The organism is Ruegeria sp. YTSA072 (assembly GCF_059610285.1).
The window spans coordinates 1-4,652 of record NZ_JBXWNI010000032.1; the positions used below are offsets into that span (position 1 = coordinate 1).

Sequence of the window (4,652 nt, forward strand, 5' to 3'; positions counted from 1 at the left end):
GAACGATCATTGCGAGTCTTTGCCGAGACCTTTTGGAGCAACCGCTATTGGGAACTAGCTGGATATGCTTTTGATCTAATCTGCTGCTCTGCCGAAATCTCGCGCCTGTTGCAGGTCGCTTTGATTGCAAAGTCAGGCGATGGTCACTGTCCCGAATTGGTTTTCGCGATACTGCAAAGCAGATCAACATGTCGATCCAACCAATCCTCGTCCAGTGCCTCGTGACGAATGAGCTTGCGGAAATAAGGTGCCGCGACTGCTAGTTCTATAAGCTGTTCAACCGGAACATCCGTGGCGATCTCACCGCGGTCTATTGCGGCTGCAAATACTGCTTCAACACTTGCGAACCTGTCTTTCATGAATTCAGTGATCACCAACCGCGCTTCTTCGTCGGTGGACGCAGCAGCGACCACCTGAGGCGCGATTTGGCCCCATGGTGTGTCATTCAAGGCTCCCATCAGTACGCCGAGTAACCAGCGCAGGTCAGATCGCAGCGGGCCATCGGTTTTGGGTGGAATGTTCGGCGGTGTTGCGATGCGCCTGAACGCTGCATCACGCAGGCTACGCGCATCTGGCCAGTGCCTGTAAAGTGTGCTGCGCGAAATGCCAGTTGCCTTCGAAACTGCGCCATGAGTTACGTGCAACACGCCCTCATCCCTCAGTATCCTTTGCGCCGCATCAATCGCAGTCTGTCGTGTGGCGATCAGCCTAGGATCTTCTTTCAATCGCCCCTCCTGTAGAACACTTTGTTGCGCTATAGAACATTTTGTTCTATAAGTATGATCAGCTAAAAACTAAAGCTCAATACTCAATTCCGCGAACACGTCTTGTCAAAATGGGAGCGTATCAATGTTCAAAGTGGCAGCAACCCCGCTGGCGGTACTCTTATCGATGGGTGCGACAACCGCATTGTCCGAGAGTGGCACCTACGAGCTGGATCCTGGACACAGCCAGGTATTGTTCAGCTACGACCACATCGGGTTCTCAGAAACATTTGGAATGTTCTCAGGTTTTAACGGCGAGATAGAGTTCAACGAAGATGATCCGTCTGCGTCGTCTGTCACAGTGTCTATGCCTGTAAAATCCATGATCACGGGCTGGGATGCCCGTTTGCAACACTTCATGTCCGATGACTTTTTCAGCGCGAGCGACGGTGACGTGGTCACATTCGCCTCAACCAGCATTGAAGTGACCGGGGACAATTCCGCGGATATTTCTGGCGACTTGACCATGAATGGCGTCACCAAGCCTGTTGTTCTGGAAACAACGCTTAACAAGTCAGCGCCATACCCGTTTGGCCCAAAAGAGGGCACGCCGACCTTGGGGCTGGCTGCCACGGCGACTATCGTGCGGTCTGAATTCGGACTTGGGGCCTTTGCACCTGCGGTGAGCGACGAAATAGAGCTCTTGATCAATATCGAAGCGTTAAAAGCTGAATGATGCGTGCAGGGGCACCGATACGGCGCTGAGCACTCATTCTTTAATTTTGGCGGATGGTCAACACGATGAATGTACACCTGAGAACATTGGCGGCTGCCGCGACAGCGGTGGCATTGATGTGCCCGATGGTATCCGCACAAGAGCGCTCCTTGCCGGAGCGCACCTCGCCCCGTCCCGAAACGACAAGCGGCGTACCCCATACACAGATTGGTGTCGAAATTGATGCCGATTTGGCCCAGCTATTGCTGGAGCGAGTTGCGCAATTTCCAGGGGTCACACTTGGCCCGACACGCATATCGCTTCCTGGCGCAATTGGTTTTCAGCTTGATCCCGACATGTTATTGTCCCAACCGAGCTCTATTGTCGGTGGGTTTGAGTTTGCGCATATGCATCCTGATGGCAGCTTGCACGCTTCGCTGCACCCCGCAATGGCGCGACGGGCAATTGAGGCTGGCTGGGCCGTAGGACACCCTTGGGCCAATCAACGTCCCGGATGGAGTGGCTTTGTCATGATATATACTCCGACCACACCAGAAGAGTTGGAAGTCGTCATCGATCTGGTCGAAAGCTCGTACACTTTCATCACCGGAAACACCTTGGGCTAAACGCCCACCTGCTGACCTTGCCGTTTCTGACTAATACGCAGGTCAGTCAAAATTCAGTCTTACCGGAATTTCAGGTGATCTATGGTCCACTGTTCCAGCCGGGCATGATCCAGAGATGTAGCGCACCCACAACAAGTGCAGCTAGGATGTAAATGGCGACACATCCTCGAAACTTGTCAAAACCTCATACCCCCAGTAGGTATTTGGTATGTTTCGCTTGGTCCTGTCGATACTTCTTGTTGTTGCATTCTCTGGCGCATCCGCAGCGTCCGTGAAGCATGGCTTGACTCATGGATCGGATCACTCTGGTCATCATGCTCAAATGGCAGGCGACGATCCGGTGGCTAATGCGGAGCAAGCTGTTGCGGATTGTTGCGACACCACTAGCGGCATGGGTTCAGCATCCTGTTTTGGTGATCTTGTCGCCACGGCGGGGATTTCGCCGATCGCTCCATTGGTGATTTCAGCGGGCGGTGTGACGCACGCTGGAGCCAATTTTGCGGGCCTCGCACTGGGCGTCCCCACCGGTCCTCCGAAAGCCTGAATGGCTACGGGTTCTCGCCCGCAATCCGTTCAAATTTCACATCACAGGACCGACAGACATGATCACACGTCGTCACTTCACCACACTATCTGCAACTGCTCTCATCGCGACCGCTCTTCCCGTCCGTGCAAACACCCCAATGCACGTGCTCACCTCACCAGATTGCGGATGTTGTCACGCATGGGCCGACTTGGCTCGCGCACGTGGCTACGCCGTCACCGTTGAGGAACTGACAGACTCCGAGGCACAGAAGTCAGCGCGGGGTATCCCGCTGAACCTCGCCTCTTGTCACACTATTGAAGCCGATGGTTATGTCTTTGAAGGCCATGTGCCGTTCGAAGCACTGGAAGCCGTGTTGAAGGATCGGCCTGGCATCACAGGGCTTGCTGTTCCCGGCATGCCAATGGGCTCCCCTGGTATGGGCGACGATCCGTCCGCCCGTTATGACGTCATTGCATTTGGGGGAGAGGCTGGGGTCGGTACGGTGTACTACCGCGCGGGCACCGCGCAGCCATTCGACACCTGATGCTAGGGCGCACAACACTCTTGGTCACCGGTGGGCTTGCGCTCGCCGGTTTCGCCGTAGCTTTCGTTCTGGCCCAGCCCTCCGAAGCGGTCGGTCTTTTGGCACCGGATGACGCGGAACTGGTCGCCACTGGCCAAGATATCTACGCGGACCAATGTGCTGCCTGCCACGGAGCGCGCCTGGAAGGACAGCCAAACTGGCGGATACGCGGCGAGGATGGTTTGCTACCAGCACCGCCGCATGACGCCACAGGGCATACGTGGCACCACGATGATGAAACGCTTTTCACCCTGACTAAATTTGGCCTGGGCGGACTGATGGAAAATGCGCCCCCAACCGGTATGCCTGCCTATGAAGGTGTGTTGAGCGATGACGAAATCATAGCGGTCCTATCTTTTATCAAGTCAACCTGGCCCAATGACCTTCGTGAGTACCACGACGAGCTGAATGCCCAATCCGAATAGAGGAAAACTCAGATGATCAAACAAACTCTTATCGGCTTGGTCGTAGCAATGGCTCCAATGCTTGCGGCCGCACATTCAAAGTCGGAAGCAACGACACCGGCAGACGGCGCGTCTGTCACGGATGTGCCGGAGCTTACCATGCGGTTCGATGATCCGATGCGTATCATCTCGGTCACGTTGACCTCACACGATGGCGACGTCGAAATTGAACGCCAAACGGGCATGGACCCCACCACGGAATTCCGGGCTATGCCTTTGGAGGAGCTTGCACCCGGAAGCTACCGCTTCGACTGGCGAGGTATGGCTTCAGACGGTCACCCGATGCAGGGCAGCTTCTCTTTCACGGTCGCTGAGTGATCGGTCTGGCACCCATTGACGGTGTTATCGTCTTGGCCATTTTGGCGAAGGCACTTGGCTACGGCGCGGCGCTGCTGGCGATGGGTGGCGTCCTGTTCACCGTTCTTTTTCCCACACGCGATGAAGCGTCAGTTCTGTGCCTAGCACGGAACCTTGCGGTCGGAGCTGCGATAATCGGTCTCGCCGTTCTGGCGTTGCGTTTCGGCATCAGAGCGGCGCGGATATCCGGAATGGGCTTTGAGGGCGCGACGGATCCAATGATGCTTGGCTTTGTCTGGGACAGTCCACTTGGCACCGCCGCGATTTGGCGGGGAATGGGTGAACTCGCGATATTGGCAATTCTACTCCCGCGCGTCGGGCAGTGGATTGCTTTGGCGGGCAGCCTTGCCGTGGCGATTTCATTTGCCCTGGTGGGACACTCGCTCGGAGAGCCTAGAGCGGCTCTCGCTGTCTTGCTGGTTCTTCATCTGCTGGCTGCCGCGTTTTGGGTCGGTGCTCTCCTGCCTTTGCGCAAAGCGGCGCTCACCCCCAATGGGGCCAATCTATTGCACCACTTTGGCAATGTCGCTGCTTACGGAGTTGCCGTTCTGATTGTTGCAGGCGCAGCGCTCGCATGGCTGCTTTCGGGCTCCGTAGCCGCCTTGTTTGGGACGGCCTATGGATTAGTACTTTTGGTCAAGGTCGTGATCGTTTCCGCCCTTCTTGGCCTCGCGGCG

At 55.9% G+C, this 4,652-nt stretch carries 8 protein-coding genes; 7 read left to right on the plus strand and 1 reads right to left on the minus strand.

Going from position 1 to position 4,652, the window contains the following annotated elements; genetic code table 11:
* Positions 1-143 precede the first annotated feature (143 nt).
* Complete coding sequence (locus tag AC2FIB_RS22360) at positions 144-725, minus strand: TetR/AcrR family transcriptional regulator (protein ID WP_496737917.1); 582 nt, start codon at positions 723-725, stop codon at positions 144-146.
* A 124-nt stretch (positions 726-849) separates the two neighbouring features.
* Between AC2FIB_RS22360 and AC2FIB_RS22365 the strand changes: the two genes are divergently transcribed.
* From AC2FIB_RS22365 to AC2FIB_RS22395, 7 genes are all read left to right on the plus strand, one after another.
* Positions 850-1,440 carry a YceI family protein gene (locus AC2FIB_RS22365; protein ID WP_496737916.1) on the plus strand — a complete coding sequence of 197 codons (591 nt, stop codon included), beginning with the start codon at positions 850-852 and terminating at the stop codon, positions 1,438-1,440.
* Positions 1,441-1,505: 65 nt separating this feature from the next.
* Positions 1,506-2,045 carry a luciferase domain-containing protein gene (locus AC2FIB_RS22370; RefSeq protein ID WP_496737915.1) on the plus strand — a complete coding sequence of 180 codons (540 nt, stop codon included), beginning with the start codon at positions 1,506-1,508 and terminating at the stop codon, positions 2,043-2,045.
* Between the two features lie 208 nt (positions 2,046-2,253).
* Entirely contained in the window at positions 2,254-2,589 is a 336-nt protein-coding gene (locus AC2FIB_RS22375) for a hypothetical protein (protein ID WP_496737914.1), read from the plus strand.
* A gap of 190 nt (positions 2,590-2,779) precedes the next feature.
* Positions 2,780-3,115 carry a DUF411 domain-containing protein gene (locus AC2FIB_RS22380; RefSeq protein ID WP_496737913.1) on the plus strand — a complete coding sequence of 112 codons (336 nt, stop codon included), beginning with the start codon at positions 2,780-2,782 and terminating at the stop codon, positions 3,113-3,115.
* Complete coding sequence (locus AC2FIB_RS22385; protein WP_496737912.1) at positions 3,115-3,579, plus strand: c-type cytochrome; 465 nt, start codon at positions 3,115-3,117, stop codon at positions 3,577-3,579. The genes AC2FIB_RS22380 and AC2FIB_RS22385 overlap by 1 nt, the downstream gene beginning before the upstream one ends.
* A 12-nt stretch (positions 3,580-3,591) precedes the next feature.
* A complete protein-coding gene (locus AC2FIB_RS22390) occupies positions 3,592-3,936 on the plus strand; it encodes a copper resistance CopC family protein (protein WP_496737911.1) in 345 nt (114 codons plus the stop codon).
* Positions 3,933-4,652, plus strand: a 720-nt coding sequence (locus AC2FIB_RS22395; RefSeq protein WP_496842725.1) for a CopD family protein, incomplete at its 3' end; no start/stop codon positions are given. The genes AC2FIB_RS22390 and AC2FIB_RS22395, both read left to right, overlap by 4 nt.